This window comes from Acinetobacter sp. KS-LM10 (assembly GCF_036896575.1).
GTDB classification, from domain to species: domain Bacteria; phylum Pseudomonadota; class Gammaproteobacteria; order Pseudomonadales; family Moraxellaceae; genus Acinetobacter; species Acinetobacter avistercoris.
On sequence record NZ_CP145906.1, the window covers coordinates 2,036,218 to 2,051,974 of the forward strand.

General features: G+C 37.6%; 12 protein-coding genes, 1 tRNA gene and 1 pseudogene. 3 read left to right on the forward strand and 11 right to left on the reverse strand.

Going from position 1 to position 15,757, the window contains the following annotated elements:
• Positions 1 to 317: 317 nt before the first annotated feature.
• The 11 genes from V5M36_RS09330 to V5M36_RS09380 all read right to left on the reverse strand — a co-directional run bounded on the left by V5M36_RS09330 (position 318) and on the right by V5M36_RS09380 (position 11,758).
• The gene (locus V5M36_RS09330) at positions 318 to 1,160 is read right to left on the reverse strand and encodes a universal stress protein (RefSeq protein WP_338558230.1); all 843 of its coding nucleotides are present in this window, start codon (positions 1,158 to 1,160) and stop codon (positions 318 to 320) included.
• Positions 1,161 to 1,281: 121 nt separating this feature from the next.
• Positions 1,282 to 1,899 carry an acyltransferase gene (locus V5M36_RS09335; protein ID WP_338558232.1) on the reverse strand — a complete coding sequence of 206 codons (618 nt, stop codon included), beginning with the start codon at positions 1,897 to 1,899 and terminating at the stop codon, positions 1,282 to 1,284.
• The gene (locus tag V5M36_RS09340; protein ID WP_338558234.1) at positions 1,892 to 2,488 is read right to left on the reverse strand and encodes an IMPACT family protein; all 597 of its coding nucleotides are present in this window, start codon (positions 2,486 to 2,488) and stop codon (positions 1,892 to 1,894) included. Before V5M36_RS09340 ends, V5M36_RS09335 begins: the two co-directional genes overlap by 8 nt.
• Before the next feature lie 128 nt (positions 2,489 to 2,616).
• Positions 2,617 to 3,804, reverse strand: a complete 1,188-nt coding sequence (locus V5M36_RS09345; protein ID WP_338558236.1) for an HlyD family type I secretion periplasmic adaptor subunit — start codon at positions 3,802 to 3,804, stop codon at positions 2,617 to 2,619.
• Complete coding sequence (locus V5M36_RS09350; protein WP_338558239.1) at positions 3,801 to 5,936, reverse strand: type I secretion system permease/ATPase; 2,136 nt, start codon at positions 5,934 to 5,936, stop codon at positions 3,801 to 3,803. The genes V5M36_RS09345 and V5M36_RS09350 overlap by 4 nt, the downstream gene beginning before the upstream one ends.
• Entirely contained in the window at positions 5,933 to 7,378 is a 1,446-nt protein-coding gene (locus V5M36_RS09355; protein ID WP_338564135.1) for a TolC family outer membrane protein, read from the reverse strand. Before V5M36_RS09355 ends, V5M36_RS09350 begins: the two co-directional genes overlap by 4 nt.
• A gap of 975 nt (positions 7,379 to 8,353) precedes the next feature.
• Entirely contained in the window at positions 8,354 to 9,100 is a 747-nt protein-coding gene (gene lptB / locus V5M36_RS09360; RefSeq protein WP_338558241.1) for an LPS export ABC transporter ATP-binding protein, read from the reverse strand.
• Positions 9,100 to 9,666 carry a lipopolysaccharide transport periplasmic protein LptA gene (gene lptA / locus V5M36_RS09365; RefSeq protein ID WP_338558243.1) on the reverse strand — a complete coding sequence of 189 codons (567 nt, stop codon included), beginning with the start codon at positions 9,664 to 9,666 and terminating at the stop codon, positions 9,100 to 9,102. The genes lptB and lptA overlap by 1 nt, the downstream gene beginning before the upstream one ends.
• Entirely contained in the window at positions 9,653 to 10,198 is a 546-nt protein-coding gene (lptC, locus tag V5M36_RS09370; protein ID WP_338558245.1) for an LPS export ABC transporter periplasmic protein LptC, read from the reverse strand. Before lptC ends, lptA begins: the two co-directional genes overlap by 14 nt.
• Before the next feature lie 39 nt (positions 10,199 to 10,237).
• Positions 10,238 to 10,777, reverse strand: a complete 540-nt coding sequence (locus V5M36_RS09375; protein WP_338558247.1) for a KdsC family phosphatase — start codon at positions 10,775 to 10,777, stop codon at positions 10,238 to 10,240.
• Between the two features lie 3 nt (positions 10,778 to 10,780).
• Positions 10,781 to 11,758: a KpsF/GutQ family sugar-phosphate isomerase gene (locus V5M36_RS09380; protein ID WP_338558248.1), complete on the reverse strand. Its 978-nt coding sequence runs from the start codon at positions 11,756 to 11,758 to the stop codon at positions 10,781 to 10,783.
• Positions 11,759 to 11,972: 214 nt separating this feature from the next.
• Here V5M36_RS09380 and cysS point away from each other — a divergent pair, with 214 nt between their 5' ends.
• The 3 genes and pseudogenes from cysS (at position 11,973) to V5M36_RS09395 (ending at position 14,506) form a co-directional block, all read left to right on the forward strand.
• The gene (gene cysS / locus V5M36_RS09385) at positions 11,973 to 13,394 is read left to right on the forward strand and encodes a cysteine--tRNA ligase (RefSeq protein WP_338558249.1); all 1,422 of its coding nucleotides are present in this window, start codon (positions 11,973 to 11,975) and stop codon (positions 13,392 to 13,394) included.
• A gap of 62 nt (positions 13,395 to 13,456) precedes the next feature.
• Positions 13,457 to 13,532 (forward strand) — tRNA-Gly (locus tag V5M36_RS09390).
• Between the two features lie 359 nt (positions 13,533 to 13,891).
• Positions 13,892 to 14,506, forward strand: a pseudogene (locus V5M36_RS09395) (transposase).
• The last annotated feature ends 1,251 nt before the right edge of the window (positions 14,507 to 15,757 follow it).

Sequence of the window (15,757 nt, forward strand, 5' to 3'; positions counted from 1 at the left end):
AAACAAATAAAAGCCTCATTTATAAAAATGAGGCTTTTATGCTTTAGACGCTTTTTATACGTATTTTTATACGCAAAACTCTTCTGTTCATGGATCTAAAACTTATCCCCGTTTCTTGTTTGTATAGTTGTGGATAAGTTTATTTTTTACACATAAATGATTGAATTTTTTATATATAATATACAAGATTATAAAATAATCAAAATCGATTCAGGTTTATTTAGCATATAATTCCTTCAGTTAATGATCTCTATATATTGCCCTTTCTATTTAAGTTAAAATTGAAATTAACATGTAAAAAGACAAACTATTTTTCATTATTTCGCTACTAAAAGCGGAACTGTAGAATTACGGAATATATTGGTCGTAATACTTCCCAAGAAAAATTGTTTTACCTTACTACGGCTATACGCGCCCAGAACAATTAATTGTATTTGATGCTTTTGTTGATATTCCATAATGTTTTCTGCAACATCACCGTAGCGATATTCAACCACGACATTCACACCTGCATCTTTCAAAAATTGCGATGGCGTATTTAAGACTTCAGGGTGATCTCCGACATAAAGCAAATGGCACTGAAGTAATCTTAATAAATCACTTTTTGCGACACGTTGCATCATCTCTTTACATGTTGGAGAATCTTCATACGCAAAAATAAACCGTGTCGGTGGTTTAAACGTTTCTCCAACTGTCATCACTGTACATTTTGCACCGCGGATAAAATTCTCTACATTGCTGCCAAGGCTTTTGTTTTTTTCAGCAGAACGTTCTCCTACACGACCGATCAAAGCAATATCATTCACATTGAAAATATTAAAACTTTGTTCGAGAAAGTCTCCCTTTTCCTGAATTTGCTGTGCAGTAATGCCATATTTATCTTGGATCATTTCTGAAATATGACTTAATAAGTTATTGCTATAATCCAATGCCAGTTCACTTTGTTTTTGTTCCAGCTCGGCTAACTCTTTAAGCAACATTGCATTGCTTTCAAAACCGATCACACCACTAATTTCTCCCAAGTGATAACTCGCTGGATAATAGTCGAGAACCTGTAGTAAAACGAGTTCTCGTCCAGTCTGTTGAGCAATCCAGGCTGCTGCTTCTGCGACAGCGTTAATACAGGGTGAAGAATCGATACATGCTATTACACGGTTCATATTAATCTCTCTGTAAAATAAGATTATTTCGTTATAAATTAAACTAGCATAACTTTTTTAAGATTTGATCACTTTTGTGTAATTTTTATATCCAATATGAATAAAATCAGCAACTAAAGTTTTATTCACGATATCGAATTCTTTGTGCAGGGTTACCAGCAACCACTTCTCGCTCTAAAATATCTTTGGTCACCATGCTATTCATACCCACTACAGCATGTTTACCTATTTTCACACCATCTTTGATTCCCACATGCGCACCGAGCCAAACATCTTCTTCTATTTCGATCCCTCTTGATCGTACCGCTTGTTTATAAATAGGTTCAGCTAAATCCATACCATGATCAAAAGCATAAAGATGACAATAGGCAGCCATCCGAACTTGGTCATGTAATCGAATCCCAACTCGACCACCATCCAATATACAGTGGTGATTAATTGCAACTTCATTGCCAATCGTCAGAGGCCCGTGTAATGTGCAATCGGCTGCAATAAAACTATTGTCACCGATGATAATTTTACGTCCAGGTTCAGCAAAAATATGTGCTAATGGAGATATAAAACAATTTTTTCCAATTTCAACTGTTTCCATGTCCATGAGATAGTTCTGATACTCTTCTTGCCATTGTTCTGCCCAGCCTCTATTTTTGGGTTTTAATGACCAATATAACCATGGCATATAATTGAGACGATGTTTGTGTTGTTCACGATATTTCAATAATAAATCTGACTCAGTCATGGCTTTCATCCAAAAATTTCAATTGTTCACGACCACGTGTGATGTCTTGCAACCTGAGTTTAAACGATTCAATTTCATCGATTTTCAACTTAGCCAGCACAGTTACACCAGATTCATCATATTGTTCAGAATATTCCACCTGCAATTGATTTAACTCATATTGAAAAATTGCCCACTCATTAAATAAACAGTGAAAAGTAATTTCTTTTTTGAATATTAATTCAATCTTTTCAGCGAGCAGTAAACACTGTCCTGCACTCCCACCATAGGCGCGCACCAGCCCTCCTGTACCCAATTTAATACCGCCATACCATCGATTGACCAATACAATAACATTGCTAAGCTCATTGCCTTCAATCGTCGCTAAAATCGGTCTACCAGCAGTTCCTGAGGGCTCTCCATCATCATTGAATCGTACATTAGGTCCAATTTTCCATGCCCAGCATTGATGCGTTGTAATGATGTCCAAATGTCTAGCTAAAAAAGCTTTTACCATCTGTTCATTTTCAACTGGCGCAGCGATTGCTTGAAAGCGACTCTTTTTAATCTCTTCTTCGTAGTAAGTTTCTGAGGCAAGGGTAAAAGGCATATTCTTTTAAAAAGCAATAAATCACAGGACATAGTATAACGAGAAATAAATTTAAAAATAAAAAAACCCAACGCTCTAGAGGGTTGGGTTCGTATAAAACTAGATTAATGTTTAAAACAATGTCAGTGTTATCTTTCGCGTAAAGCTTCTTTGGCTTTGTTGAATGGTTTTAACAAGTAATCCACGATTGTTTTCTGGCCTGTTTTAATATCAACAGACGCGACCATACCTGGTGTAATCGCAAACTCTTTACCCGCTTTGTTATGTAATTTATCCGTATTTGTGCGGATGTAAACTCGATAATAGAATTGATCTTGTTTAACTTCATCACGCAAAGTATCTGGAGAAATAACTGTAACCTTTCCTTTCAAACCGCCAAAGATCGAATAATCATACGCTGTGATTTTTACCAAAGCTTCTTGACCCGGATGAATAAATGCAATGTCTCTAGGCGATATACGCGCTTCGATCAGCAATTGTTCATCCAATGGAACAATAGTCATCAATTTACCATTTTGTGGAATCACACCACCCAATGTCATGACATCAATTTCTTTTACGATACCGCGTACAGGCGCTTTAAAAATCGTCCGGTTTAAACTATCAGACTTACCTTTAATGACTTGTTGTTGTGTTTCAACATCAGTATTGGCTTTAGACAATTCTTCTCGTGCCTTTACATAATATTGATTACGAATGTCATTAATTTGATTGGTCAACTCATTGGCTTGGCGCTTTAAACGTAGGACTTCAACTTCACTGGCAGCACCTTTTGCAACCAGTGGCTCAGTCATACGTAATTCTTGATCAACCAGATTCAAGGCCAGTTTTAAACCTGCAATAGATTCTTCCATATTGGCACGGCGTGATTCATAAAGCTGAGTTTCAGCTTTAACCAAACCTGGTTCTTTCAATACAAAATCAGGAAAATTTATTGCCCCGCCATTTACTTCAGCACGTAGACGCGCTGCAGTCGCTTGTGATGACATCAATAATGATTCAGATTCACCAACATTCGATGCAAAGCGTGTCGGATCAAGTTGTGCCAAAACTTGGTCTTTTTTAACAATATCACCTTCTTTGACATCGAGTCGCGTTAGAATACCACCCTCTAATGATTGGATGACCTGCTCTTTCGACGTTGGAACAACTTTACCCGTACCTTGAGATACTTCTTCTAGTTTAAAGAACCATGCCCAAATAAGCAGTACCGACAAACCGATACAAATGATCCAAATCGTGATCGTAACTTTCGGTAAAGGTGGCTCTAACTGAGAAACTTTCAGTGAACGTTTTAAATTTGGTTCTTCGCTCATGATTTAGCTCCTGAATTAGATGATTGCGGATTTGAATTATTCAGGATTTGATCACGAGGTCCATCCATCACAACACGGCCTTCATTGACCACTATAATACGATCAACCAGTTCTAATACTGCTCGACGATGAGTGGCCACAATTAAAGTACGATGCCCTAACCAAGTCTTCATGTGATCGATCAGTAACTTTTCAGATACATCATCAATTGAAGCTGTAGGTTCATCGAGTAATAAAATATTAGGCTGACATATCAGTAGACGTGACAATAATAACGCTTGGCGTTGACCACCAGAAAAACCGACGCCACCTTCTAAAATAATATGATCTAAACCTTCTTTCTTCTCTTGAATAAACGCCAAGGCACCTGTTACAGACAAAGCTTTTAGCAGATCTTCATCAGTTGCTAAAGGAGCACCTAGCGTTAAATTTTCACGCACAGTACCAAAGAATAAATGAGCACTTTGATTTAACAATCCAACATCACGACGTACATCAGAAGGATCAAGCAAAGTAATATCGATATCATCCAATGTTACTTTACCTTGAACTGCGGTCTGCATACCTGATAACAACTGAAGGATTGTTGATTTACCCGCGCCATTACGACCCAAGATTGCAATTTTCTCACCCGGATTAATCACGAGTTTAGGTATGATGACACTTGGCTTAGGATCATCTTCACCATATTTGAAAACGACACCACTCAACTCATATTTTCCATTGATCACAGATCTTTGAATGAGTTGCGTACGGTCTGGATGATCGACGTTTTTAGCCATCAACTCATCTAAACCTTCTTTTGCAGTCTTCGCTTGTTGATAACGACCTAAAACACCCGTTACTTGGGCAATAGGTGCAAGCATACGAGAGGATAAAATCGAACAGGCAACCAATGCACCTGTCGTCATATCACCGTCCATAACAGCAAAACATCCGACTAAAACGACAATCGCAAAAGTTAAACCTTGTAATTTTTGTGTCCAGAGTCCGAGAACGCCAACAATTTTACGTTGCTTCATACTGATCGACGCAGAAACGTCATTCATATGATTCCATTGGTTTTGGAAGCGAGATTCAGCACGTAATAATTTAATATCCTCAATACCTTGTACAGCTTCGACCAAAATTGCATTACGAATAGAGGATTCGCGCATGCCTTCTTTTGCCAACTGCGCTAATTTCTTTTGCGCCAATAAACCCGGGATAATCATTAAGGGCACAATCACTATAATGACCCAGAATAAATTCCCACCGATCATCCAGAAAATACCTAAGAACAAAAAGAAGAAAGGCAAATCTGCAAAAGCGGTAATCGTTGTAGATGTGACCAATTCACGGACACCTTCCAACTCACGCACCTGTGAAATAAATGTTCCTGTTGATTTAGAACGTTCACTGTTTTTGATGCGCAAGGCATGTCCGAAGACTTTATCTGAAATACGTAGATCGGCGCGCTTTCCAATCATGTCGGATAAAATGAGGCGTGAATACTTCAGTGCAAATTCAAAAATCGCAGCGATGAGTACACCACCCGCCAGCACCCATAAGGTCGGAATAGACTGTGAGGGAATAACGCGGTCATAAACGTTCATCGAGAATACGATCGTTGCCAATGCCAAAATATTTGCCAACATCGAGGCAAACATAATATCGACATAGCGTTTCCAATCTTTTAGAACAATTTCCCAAAACCAACTTTTTTCATAGGGCTTTATATATTCATCGATTCGAGCATCTGGCACCGATGTTTCAGGACGCAAGATATAGACTGAATCAATTGCTTGAGAAAGCGTTTCAGTCGTGAAGGTTTGAGATAAACCCTCATCACCACTGAGCTGCACACTGACATTACCTTCAGAGTCTGCTTTATCAATAACGCCAACTTGACCATCTTTAAAGCCAACAAGAACCGGTAGTCGCCAAGGATTCAAAATATCAGCACTGAATTCGACTTTGCGTAAATGCAAACCGACCTGACGGGTCATAATGGTCAGGACATCATCCAGAGATTGATTTTGATTCCAATTCAACTCCAAACGAATTCGTTCAGAAGAGGTTTCAATACGATAGTGCTTGGCAATGGCCATAACACCCTGTAACCATGGTTGATAATTTATTTTTGTATTCATGGTTGTAACTCTACCCCTTGAATGGTGAGGTTATTAAGCTGATAGACATCTCTTGTCTTTCCTGCCGCGGCAATATACTGCACCAAATTTTCATAAATATCATATCTTGCTGTTTCAATTTGTTGATTCGCACTGTGAATGGCTTGTTCAGCGTTAAGTAAATCAACAGCTGTACGCGTTCCTAATTTATATTGCTCTTGATAAAGCTCTTTAGTTCTGACCGTTGTTGCTTGTTGGGAGGCTAAAACTTGCATTTGACGTTGCTTATTTTCGACTTGTTCTTGCGTTGAACGAATGAGGTCTATCGTTTCTAAATAAACAGAATTAATCCGCGCTTTTGCAGCTTCTTCCGCAAAGCTTGCAGCACGTGTCTGTGAAGCGACCGCTCCACCTTGATAAAAGTTGCTTGTCGCTTCAAACATAATGGCACTATCACTACCATTATCCACATTGTTGTTCGGATTACGCCCATTCAATGCTTGACTCAGGGATCCTTTGATATTCAACGTTGGATAGCGACTTAATTCAGTTTGCTTTTTCTCTGAACTGGCAACATCCGCTTGCGCTTTCGCCAACATCATTTTTGGAATTTTATTAAACTCGGGATCTTTATATATATCTGAACGTGCAATTAAGCTGTCTGGAATTTTCCATTCCGTGTTAGAGATATCTGCACCCAATAAAGTTCGGAGTCGTTGCTTGAATATTTTAAGTTGGGTTTCTTGCACGATCAAATTTGACTGTGCCGCCTCTAAATAAGATTGAGCTTGAATTGGATCGGCTTGACTACTGATCCCTGCTTTTGCTCGAAGATTGGCAATTTCTGCAATACGTGAAATGCCTTTAATTTGCTCTCTCGCAATACGGGTAATCTCTTCATAACGCCTGATATTTACAATCGCATTGGCAACTTCTAAGGAAATCTGGTCAATTGTAACAAGTACTTGAGCTTGATTCGTCAGTAGTCGAGCTTCTTGTGTTGAGACTCCGCTTTTAATTTTACCGAAGTCAAACAACATTTGACTCGCGTTTAAACTCAGTAACTGACGTCCTCGTTCACCAGAAGTCATATCACCCGTAGAAACACCACCACTGAGTTGCGGATAATAACCTGCACGTGCCACATCAATATTGGCATTTTGCGATGCTAAATCTGAAATACTCTGACTAATCTCTGGATGCTTTGAGACGGCGAGCTTAACTGCTTCATCAAGCGTTAAAACTTTTGAACCAATTTTACGTGATGATGACTGAATACCCGGTTGAGGTTTTCCAGAAATAATAGGAAGCGATTGACTCGGATCAGGTCTATATTCAAAGTTACTTAATTCATTCAGTTGAACCTTACGGAACTCATCAGAAGATTTAGGTTTAAATACACTTTGAAGATTATCTTTTAAAGAAGATAAACCCTTTTTCTTCTTGTTACTTGGTGCAACAATATTTGCTTCATCTTTTTTATTTTTTTTCAGGCTTGAGGCCGCAGTCGCTGTCGATGGTGGTATTACAGTTGTTGTTAATGGCGACACCGTTGCAGTCAATGGCGTTAAAGAAGTTGTCGACAATGGTGCAACTGTTGTTGATGCTGTTGCTAATACTGGAATTGGTACTGGCGTTACAGCAGGTTTAAATGCCATATTATTGGGTACTATGATGGGTTTATTTTTCGTTAATTTTTCAATTTGAGTTTTTTTCCCAGACGCTTGCATCGGACTAGATTGAGACGGAAGCATATTAGCCGAATCAGCTTTCGTCGCATTATTTGAATTGAAGGTGACTTTAGGTTTTATTTGAGCTGTTTCGATATTATTATTTTGAATACTACTTGCAGCCTCTGATTGATCAATTGCACTTGACGACTTCGTCATCTTATTTTTTATTGAAGCAAATGAAAATTTAGATTTTTTTTCAAACGTAGAGGGTTCAATCACATCTGAAGCGTTTTCATAAACAATATTCGGCTTCGGCACTCTAGAGACTGCTGTAGGCTTTGCATCTTTATTGGTATCTGTCTTAGTACTCAAGGTAGAGACTTGAGACGTATCCATCAAACTTTGTGCATTATTTTTTGTTGATTTAACCGTAATTTTGGGTTTTGGATATCGACTTTGTGATACTTTTAACTTGTCTTTATCCTCAATCACATCGACTTTCGGTTGATTAGCATATACTGGTGAAACATACATACTAATTAAAAAGAATGCGATATACCCCATATCTTTTTGGTTTATTTTATGTTTAATCACATGGATTCTCTCGGTTAACCATCTGCTACTTTTCGTCTCAGAATTTAACTTATTTTACATACGTTTTTATATATTGTTCTGAAGTAATTTAAAATTTAAACTCAGATTTAGCCAATTTACAGTGTATAAACCTATAAAACAATATTATTCTACAGGTGTCACACTAAAATCCTAAACTGTGAAATCATCACCCAAATATACTTTACGAACTGTCTCATCTGCAAGCACTGCCTCTGGTGTACCTTCGGCAATGACAGCGCCTTCACTTACAATATAAGCATGCTCGCAAATGGCTAGAGTTTCTCTCACATTATGATCTGTGATTAATACGCCAATACCACGATCTTTCAAGGTGCGGATAATGTCTTTGATATCACCTACAGAAATCGGATCAACACCAGCAAAAGGTTCGTCAAGGAGCATAAATTTAGGGTCTGCGGCCAATGCACGTGCAATTTCAGCACGTCGACGCTCACCACCAGACACACTCATTCCTAGAGAATCTTTAATATGTGTAATCTTAAAGTCTTCTAATAATTCTTTTAGACGTTCAAGTCGCTGTGCTTTTGTTAAATCTTTGCGCGTTTCAAGAATGGCCATGATGTTATCAGAAATAGTCAGCTTTCTAAAAATAGACGCTTCTTGTGGCAAATAACCAATGCCCTGTCTTGCACGTTCATGCATGGCTAAATCTGAAATATCGAGATCATCTAGACGAATTTCACCTCTATCCATTTGCACAAGACCGACCACCATGTAGAAACTGGTGGTTTTACCTGCACCATTAGGACCGAGCAAACCGACGATCTGACCACTCTGCATCCTAAATGAAACATCTTTCACGACCCAACGCTTACTATAAACTTTGGCCAGATGTTTAATGGTTAATGTTTGAATGACTTTTTCAGAATGAGGCATTAATCACGCGCTCCTGGGAAAGTACGTGTATTTGAAGGTGGAATAATAATTTGCACACGACCTTTAGAGGCACCTGAGCCGCCCGAACCACCACCAGAGACTTCAATATCACCTTTATTCATACTGTATTTTAATGAGTTACCACGAATACTTGCCCCATCTTGATAAAGATAAGCATTTCCAGTCAAATTCAAAATACCTGTTTCAGCATTATATACAATCTTCTGAGCTTCACCGCGGGCAATTCCTCGATTTGTCTCTAGTTGCTGCTGAAACTTAGCCGGAGAACCTGAGGCATTGACTGTGCTAATTTGTTTATTCGAATTTAAGTTTGCAACAATCGATGCAGCATTAATCTTCAGCGTACCTTGTTCAATTACAACATTACCCGTATAGGTCGTGATACCCGTTTTATCATTGTAGGTTGCACGGTCGGCAATAAGTGAAATTTCTTTATTACGATCACTTGGTAGCGCAAATGTCATTGCTGAAATTGCACATAAACTCAGACCGAATAGCGATCTCGTTAATGAAGAAAGTGTTCTTGATTGTTTAATTTGGCGCATACTTTCCTCGAATATTGGTAAATTCGTACTGACCATCATTTAAATTCGCTTCTAAACCCTGACTTACAAATTCAGCATTCGGCGCTTCGACAGTGACTTCTTTCGACGTTTCCATTGTTCTTAGTTTTGGATATCCCGTGAGTTCTGAAGTACGAAAAATCATTTCACCTTGTTGTCCAATCTGGGTCGCTTTAACATCACCAGATAGAATCACTTTATCATTATCATCATAACCTAGAGCTTGTTTCGCATAGAAGGTTGAATCAACGATATTATTCGTATACATGTTGGCATTTAAGTTGGTCAGTTTAGACGTCTCATTCTTCATGTCCTGTTCTAAATTGTCGACTGTTGCTCTGATGTAAAGCTGACCTTTATCATCCGTTTGCAATAAATGGACACCCTTCGCAGAGTACGTCATATTTTGCGCAGCTGTTGCATCTAGCTTTTTGCCTTTACCACTATAATAGTAATAACCACCGCTTATCGCGGCGATCATTACAGCGGTGATATATAAGACTCTAGTATCCATAAATCATCAACTATTTAGAACTCAAAACAAGCAGCATTATTATTGTGGAGTCGAGGTATATTGATCAAGTAAATCTCGATATACACCTTTGGCCATCAACAACATGTCACAAATCTCACGCACAGCGCCTCGTCCACCATAAGCCTGTGTAACTAAGTCTGCGCGTCGACGAACTTCAACATGACCATTAGGCACGGTAACTTTCATTCCTGCAATGGCAAAGGCAGACAAATCTGGCCAATCATCACCCATGTATAAACAATCTTCAGGATTGATATTCATGAGTTTACATGCTTCTTTTAAAGCAACACCCTTGTCTTCACGACCTTGAAACACCAGATCAACACCGAGATCAGACATTCGCTTTTCAACTATTTTACTTTGACGCCCAGTAATGATGATGACTTTGATTCCTGCTTTCTGAACCAATTTCATGCCCAAACCATCACGGATATCAAATGATTTAATTTCATCACCTGAATTCGTCAAAGTCACAAAACCATCACTTAAAATTCCATCTACATCCAACACTAAAGCTTCAACATGGCGTGCTTGTTCTAACAATACATACGATGCCATTACTTAATTTACCCCTGCTTGAATCAGATCATGCATGCTAATTACACCAATCACTTGTTTTAATTCATTTACCACGACAAATTGATTAATTTTTTTACTGTGCATTTGCTCTAAGGCTTCGACAGCACGCGCTTCTTGAGAAATCGTCGATGGATTTTTCACCATCACCGCTGAAACCTTTAAATTCACATCGAAACCTTGATGTTTATCGATCAAGCGACGTAAGTCACCGTCTGTAAATATGCCCAATAGAACATCATTTTCATCCACAATTGTGGTTAAACCTAGTCGTTTATTGGATATTTCGTAGAGAACTTTGTTCATTGCTGTATCTGGCGAGACCTTAGGCAAATCATTTCCTGTATGCATTAGATGCTTAACGTGTAATAACAAACGCTTACCTAATGCCCCTGCTGGATGTGACATCGCAAAATCATCTGCAGTAAAGCCTCGAGCATCTAATAAAGCAACAGCCAAGGCATCACCCAATGCTAAGGTCGCAGTCGTACTTGACGTCGGCGCTAAACCCAATGGACAAGCTTCTTGGATATTGCCCAAAGTCAGAGCGACTTCTGCATTTTGTGGCATTGGGCCCTTATCATCACCTGATATTGTGATTAATGGCACTTCTAAATGCTTGATCAACGGCATTAACATCATTATTTCATCACTCTTTCCAGAGTTTGAAATTGCTATGAGCACATCACCATGCACCAACATTCCTAAGTCACCATGACCTGCCTCGCCAGGATGCATAAAAAAGGATGGTGTTCCAGTTGATGCAAAAGTTGCCGCCATTTTACGACCAATATGTCCGGACTTGCCCATTCCTGTGATAACCAAACGCCCTCGGCAACGTAAAATAATTTCACAGGCACGACTAAAACGTTCATCAATTTGGGTAGACAAGATTTGTAAGGCTTGTTCTTCAATGCGTAATGTTTCCAAAGCTACTTTCTGGAAATCAATTTGATTTGGCATATGTTTTAAGTTCAATGTCGATTTACCTAGTCTTTAATGAGGATCTCTCATTTAAAGCACTCAATATTTTTGCGAATTTTATCATATCTATGCAAATGTCAGGTTTCCTAAATGTATATATTTCACTTGCATATAAATATTGCGTATAAAACTTTATGAAATATATCGCTTCAGTTATGATAAAGCACCTTTTTTTGAAGTATTTTGAAGCGCTATGCAACCTTTTGTCCTATACAACTCAGAGCAACGTAAGAAAGTTGAATTTGTACCTCGCAAAGAAGGTCATATCGACATGTATGTTTGCGGAATGACTGTTTATGACTACTGTCATATTGGACATGCTCGGGTCATGGTTGCATTTGACTACATTATTCGCTTCTTGCGCAGTCAAGGTTGGAACGTCAACTACGTCCGCAACATCACAGATATTGACGATAAAATTATTGCACGTGCCAATGAGAATGGTGAAAGCATCACGGCCTTAACTGACCGTTTTATTCAAGCCATGAATGATGATGCTGCAAACTTAGGCTGTTTGGAACCTAATGAAGCACCTCGTGCGACTGAATATATTGATCAAATGCAAAACATGATTGGTACTTTGGTCAACAATGGGACAGCTTACCCATCGCAAAATGGCGATGTATATTTCCAAGTTGAAAAATTTTCTAAATATGGGCGTTTGTCAGGCCGTAAACTTGAAGATATGCAAGCAGGTGCATCAGAGCGTGTCGATGTCGAAGTGCAGAAGAAACACCCTTTTGATTTTGTGCTTTGGAAACACGCCAAAGAAAATGAACCCTCGTGGGCGTCACCTTGGGGCAATGGACGACCAGGCTGGCATATTGAATGCTCTGCTATGTCAACTTGCTGCCTAGGCAATCATTTTGATATTCATGGTGGTGGTTCGGATTTAACCTTCCCTCACCATGAGAATGAAATTGCACAAAGTGAAGCAGCAACAGGTGAACAATACGTTAATTACTGGATGCATGTCGGCTTTATTAATGTCGATGGTGAAAAAATGTCTAAATCTTTAGGCAATTTCTTTACGATTCGCGATGTTATGGAAAAATTCCACCCTGAAGTGATTCGCTACTTTATCGTGTCTTCTCATTACCGTAGCCCAGTGAATTTCTCTGATACTGCTTTAAAAGAAGCAAAAAATACTTTATCGCGTTTTTATCATTCCTTTAAAGCATACCAAGCAGTTTATGCCGAGAAAACAGTCGATCAGTTAGATGATACATTCGTAGAACGCTTTAACGCCGCTATGCGCGATGATTTCAATACTTCTGAAGCGATCGCAGTATTGTTTGAAATTAATAAAGAATTGAATCGTGCTGTGAAGGAAGAACAATCTGAACAGGCGACGGTTTTCTACTCCACTTTGCGTCATTTGACCAATATCCTTGGATTGGTTCAACACAATGTTGAGGATTTCTTAAAATCTGACATTGGCCAAGATGCTTTGGAGTTATCAGAAACGCAAATTGCAGATTTCATTCAGCAACGTGTTGATGCAAAAAAAGCAAAAGAATTTGCGAGAGCAGATGAAATTCGTCAATCGCTTCTCGATCAAGGCATTGTTTTAGAAGATACACGTCAAGGCACGATTTGGCGTCGTGCTGATTAATTAAACAAACAAACCGGTAGAGAGTTGACTCTTCGCAGAAATTCTCTATAATTTACTTCATTGCGGGAATAGCTCAGTTGGTAGAGCATAACCTTGCCAAGGTTGGGGTCGAGAGTTCGAGTCTCTTTTCCCGCTCCAAATTCGAAAAAGCCCTTATCTTACGATAAGGGCTTTTTTTATGACCAAGATTTATATAAATCCACACAATGGTCACACCCGCTTAATTGTCGCAGTGAATACTCAAACTAAATTAAAAACAACCCCTCATAGCGATAAAATTCTAGATTAAACTTTTACATAAAATTTGATCTTATGCTTGAAAGCATCTCAAAGTATAAAACTGACATTGAATGCCTTTAAAGCAAAATAGACTCAGTGGAAGCGCTTAAAAATAGACTTCTTTAATGGTTCATTACACGCCACACACTCATCATTACTATGCCCTCAACTCAACTCAGCTTGTAATGGTTTAATAAAGTTGGACACCCAATTAGGTGATAACGTATTCACCAAAGAGGTGCTCAATAACAACAAGACGAATATTCACTCCAGAATTTAAATTAGAGGCAGCTAGCCTTGTGCTTGATCAAGGCTATTCAATTTCTCAAGCCTGTCGTGCTTTAGATGTTGGACAAACAGCATTAAAACGTTGGGTCGATCAACTTCAACTGGAACGCACAGGTCAAGCCCCAACAGTCACTGCTTTAACTCCCGAGCAAAGAGAAATACAGCAACTTAAAGCTCGTATTCATCAACTCGAACAGGAGAAGATGATTCTAAAAAAGGCTACAGCTCTCTTAATGTCAGACGAATTCAAACACATGTTGATCGATCAATTAAGAAAGCGAAGCTCTGTTAAATTACGATGTCACGCATTTGGTGTACTTTGTTAAGGTAACTGTTGGGACAATGCCCCAACAGAACGGCTATTTAGAAGTCTTAAGACTGAGTGGGTTCCTAAACTTGGATATGGTTCAATTGAAGAAGCGACACTAGATGTCGGTATGTATCTGATGGAATACTACAATCAGATACGACCTCATCATTTTAATGATGGTATCAGTCCTTATGAAGCTGAAAATAAACTTAAAACTGTGTCCAATATTTGTTGATCACTACATCTTCTTTTATCTTTTATCTTTTATCTTTTATCTTTTCTAGATACTCATCTCGTTAAATCTCCACTTAAAGCATCATTAAGCCATCTGATCTATGCAAATGACTTGGTATCGTGACCAACACTCCTATGAACACAGGTACTGCTATTTGAGCTTATCGCACCATGATGATCTTGAGGTCAATTAAGTATAAATCACTAGATCTACAACGATGCGAATTGAAAGTTTATGGTAACTCCAATGTGATTTTTCAAAATTTAACGGCTCTATCTAATTTAACGCTTGTTGCAGTTACCTCGAATAAAGCGTGGTGCATCACCTTGAATAACATGATTTGAATCAGATTTAAACAATGATTAAATTTGACTAATAATTTTTTTAATCGCTTTACGCTATATACAAATAGCCTATCTAAAAAGAATAAGACCCATGATGAAAATATTTTTAAATAAAGAAAATTTTTTTAAGAGCATTTGATAAACATTTTTGGATTTAATATTCCAAAAATTTACAAAAACACATAATGTTTTTTAATTTTCATTAATTAATATTATTGTGACACAATAGTCATTATTAATTAAAAATATGACATAACTTAAATTTAGATAATATTAGCAAAAATATTTATATATTATTTATATGTCACAATACAAAAAAACGATTAATATAAAAATCCGTTCTACTCGTTATATTTGATTTGATTTTTTATACTCAATACTACAATCAAAAACATCAAAATAATTTTTAAATTCTATAAAGTATATGCCCCCAACAACTCACTTTTAATAAAGAGTAGATCTAAAAAACCTAGCTCTTTTTAATCTTTTCAATCATGAAAAACCCAGTATAAAGATTCGCTCTAACAGTCTCAATGATTGGAATATTAAAAAACTCTAAGAATTAACGATCAATATGATCTAGATATAGCAAATTCTTCCTATAGATGCATACTCAGCCTAAAATAAAATAATTCAAAATAATACAAATACTTAAATAAAAAAAACCAAATATATTTTCTTTATTGGCTTTTCATAAAGTCATAATATTTCTTATAAAATCATACAAATACTATTTTCAAACTAATAAATAAAAGATTCTTAAATCTCAAGATCTACACATCACTGTCTAAAGACTTCATTCATTTTTTAAATAACGTAATTGAATATTTAAATCACACATTCAGTTCTTGCTATAAATTTCATTCAATCAAAATCTGAGTGACTAATTTTCATGACCATATTTTTT

Coding starts and splice junctions, on each gene's coding strand:
- V5M36_RS09330 (WP_338558230.1), bottom strand. CDS start 1,160: ATGAACCGTGTAATAGCATGTATCGATTCTTCACCCTGTATTAACGCT.
- V5M36_RS09335 (WP_338558232.1), bottom strand. CDS start 1,899: ATGACTGAGTCAGATTTATTATTGAAATATCGTGAACAACACAAACAT.
- V5M36_RS09340 (WP_338558234.1), bottom strand. CDS start 2,488: ATGCCTTTTACCCTTGCCTCAGAAACTTACTACGAAGAAGAGATTAAA.
- V5M36_RS09345 (WP_338558236.1), bottom strand. CDS start 3,804: ATGAGCGAAGAACCAAATTTAAAACGTTCACTGAAAGTTTCTCAGTTA.
- V5M36_RS09350 (WP_338558239.1), bottom strand. CDS start 5,936: ATGAATACAAAAATAAATTATCAACCATGGTTACAGGGTGTTATGGCC.
- lptB (WP_338558241.1), bottom strand. CDS start 9,100: ATGCCTCATTCTGAAAAAGTCATTCAAACATTAACCATTAAACATCTG.
- lptA (WP_338558243.1), bottom strand. CDS start 9,666: ATGCGCCAAATTAAACAATCAAGAACACTTTCTTCATTAACGAGATCG.
- lptC (WP_338558245.1), bottom strand. CDS start 10,198: ATGGATACTAGAGTCTTATATATCACCGCTGTAATGATCGCCGCGATA.
- V5M36_RS09375 (WP_338558247.1), bottom strand. CDS start 10,777: ATGGCATCGTATGTATTGTTAGAACAAGCACGCCATGTTGAAGCTTTA.
- V5M36_RS09380 (WP_338558248.1), bottom strand. CDS start 11,758: ATGCCAAATCAAATTGATTTCCAGAAAGTAGCTTTGGAAACATTACGC.
- cysS (WP_338558249.1), top strand. CDS start 11,973: ATGCAACCTTTTGTCCTATACAACTCAGAGCAACGTAAGAAAGTTGAA.